2 protein-coding genes and 1 pseudogene are annotated in these 1,922 nt (G+C 68.0%); 1 reads left to right on the top strand and 2 read right to left on the bottom strand.

Annotated elements, in window-relative coordinates; all coding sequences use genetic code 11:
• A partial coding sequence (locus DD1DGNOD_RS10905) for a glutamate synthase-related protein (protein ID WP_241255647.1) occupies positions 1-265 on the top strand: 265 nt, incomplete at its 5' end.
• Positions 266-361: 96 nt separating this feature from the next.
• On the opposite strand, the gene DD1DGNOD_RS10900 is transcribed toward DD1DGNOD_RS10905, so the two are convergent.
• Both DD1DGNOD_RS10900 and DD1DGNOD_RS29255 read right to left on the bottom strand, forming a co-directional pair.
• A complete protein-coding gene (locus DD1DGNOD_RS10900; RefSeq protein WP_131770035.1) occupies positions 362-1,102 on the bottom strand; it encodes an AfsR/SARP family transcriptional regulator in 741 nt (246 codons plus the stop codon).
• Between the two features lie 639 nt (positions 1,103-1,741).
• Positions 1,742-1,922, bottom strand: a pseudogene (locus DD1DGNOD_RS29255) (TetR/AcrR family transcriptional regulator); the annotation flags it as partial.

Raw genomic sequence — 1,922 nt, 5'->3', positions numbered from 1 at the left:
CGGCCGTTGCCCCACCGGGGTGGCCACCCAGTCCCGCTGGCTGGCGCGCGGGCTCGACCCCGGTGACAAGGCGGCCCGGGTCGCCAACTACGTCAGTGGGCTGCGGCACGAACTGCTGCGGCTCGCGCACGCCTGCGCGGTCAGCCATCCGGCCCTGGTCACTCTCGACTCCTTCGAGATCCTCGACGGGCACTTCGGTTCCCGGCCCGCCAGCGAGGTCTTCAGCACCCCCGGAACCGGCAACACGGAAAAGCGAAGCGGCTGACACGCCGATCACATAACCTGTTCGCCGCGGGACACAGCGCACCACAGCCGGGCGGGGAATCGTAGAGCGTTTGGTCAGCACCGGCGTGGTCCCACCTCAGTCGTCCACCAGGATGGCCTGGTGCAGCTCGCGCACGGCACGGCCCGGCTCCAGCCCCAGTTCGGCGACGATGGTGTGCCGTGCGTGCTGGTAGACCTGCAGTGCGGCGGCCCGCCGGCCGCTTCGGTGCAGGGCCAGCATGAGCTGGCGGTAGAACACCTCGTGCAGCGGATACTCGGCGACCAGATTCCGCAGGAACCCTACCAGCTCGCGGTGCCGACCGAGCCGGAAGTCGCATTCGACCAGCTTCTCGCAGCACTCCAGCCGCAGTTCGTCGAGCCAGGCGACAAAGCCGTCGACGATCTCGCCGCCGCGCTGGTCCTCCAGTATCCGGCCGCGCCACAGGTCCAGGCCATGGGTCAACGCCGTGGAAGCCACCTCGTAGTCACCCGCCCGGAATGCCCCGCGCCCCTCATCGAACAGACGCAGAAACTCCGGCAGATCCAGTTCGTCCGGGCCGATCCGCATGAGATAGCCCGGCGAACGGGTCACCAGATCGGCGCAGTCCCTACCATTGGCGGCGAGAAACTTGCGCAGCTGCGAGACATAGACGTGCAGTCCGGCGACGGCCCGGCGCGGCGGCGAGTAACCCCACAGCTCCGCGACGAGCTGTTCGGTCGACACCACCTCGTTCGCCCTTATGAGGAAAACCGCGAGAAGGGTCGCCACCTTCCGCGCGTTGATCGACGCCACCCGGCCGTTCTCAGTTATCCGCAACGGGCCCAGCAGCTGAAACATGGGATCAGACCTCCGCGGAGCCGCTACCGCCGCAGGCCGTGGCCAACGCGGCCACCGCGGGTACGACGGCCACGAGAACGGCCTTTCTCCGGAAGGGCCGGCCGGGGAAGGATTTTGAGGTAAGCACCGTGTTCCATTCGTGAGAGTGCGGAAGGCGGGCATGACGGAACGCGGGACCGGCTGTGCGGCGACACCGGATTCCGGGCAGGCTGACGCCATCGCCGGGCATCGTGACGGAAATCCCGTGTGTTGTTCCACGGAACGACGGAAAGAACCACCAGATCCGGGTCAGGTGACAACAATCCGCGCCCGTTCACCGTGCGGTGGAACGGACCCGGGACGCGGTGGTCCGATGGTGAAAGTGGCCGGATTATCCATCGACGCCGGAAGACCGACTCAGGGCGAGGGGAGCCGCGCCGCCGGACAGGATGCGCTCACCACCATGCCGAAGTCGACGTGGCGACGCCGGAACAGATGCGTCGCCTGCGGCTCCGGCGCAGCATCCGAATGACCGGTATCGTCCCGGTGGGAACGGGCCGTGACGCCGCACTTCATTCGCCGCGTCCTCCCCCACCAGTCCGGTGTGTTAACGTTGGCACCGTACCGGTGCGATGCTCCGTTTTGCAAGACCCGGGTGGGTCAGGAAGCTATGACACCGGATGACCGGAGCCCGGCGGCGATGACCGACATCAGCGTGTCCAGCTGGCCGGCGCGTTCCCGCGCCTGTTCCCGGACCCAGGCGACCGCGCTGACGAGGGAGATCACTTCGTCGATCCCGATGTCCGCGCGGATCTCGCCGGCCTGCTGGGCCCGGGCGAGC

This window comes from Candidatus Protofrankia californiensis (assembly GCF_900634765.1).
GTDB lineage: Bacteria > Actinomycetota > Actinomycetes > Frankiales > Frankiaceae > Protofrankia > Protofrankia californiensis.
This window is presented reverse-complemented; position numbering and strand designations above follow the sequence as displayed.

Bases quoted from the DNA above. Each gene is read 5' to 3' on its own strand.
- DD1DGNOD_RS10900 (WP_131770035.1), bottom strand. From the start codon at position 1,102: ATGTTTCAGCTGCTGGGCCCGTTGCGGATAACTGAGAACGGCCGGGTG.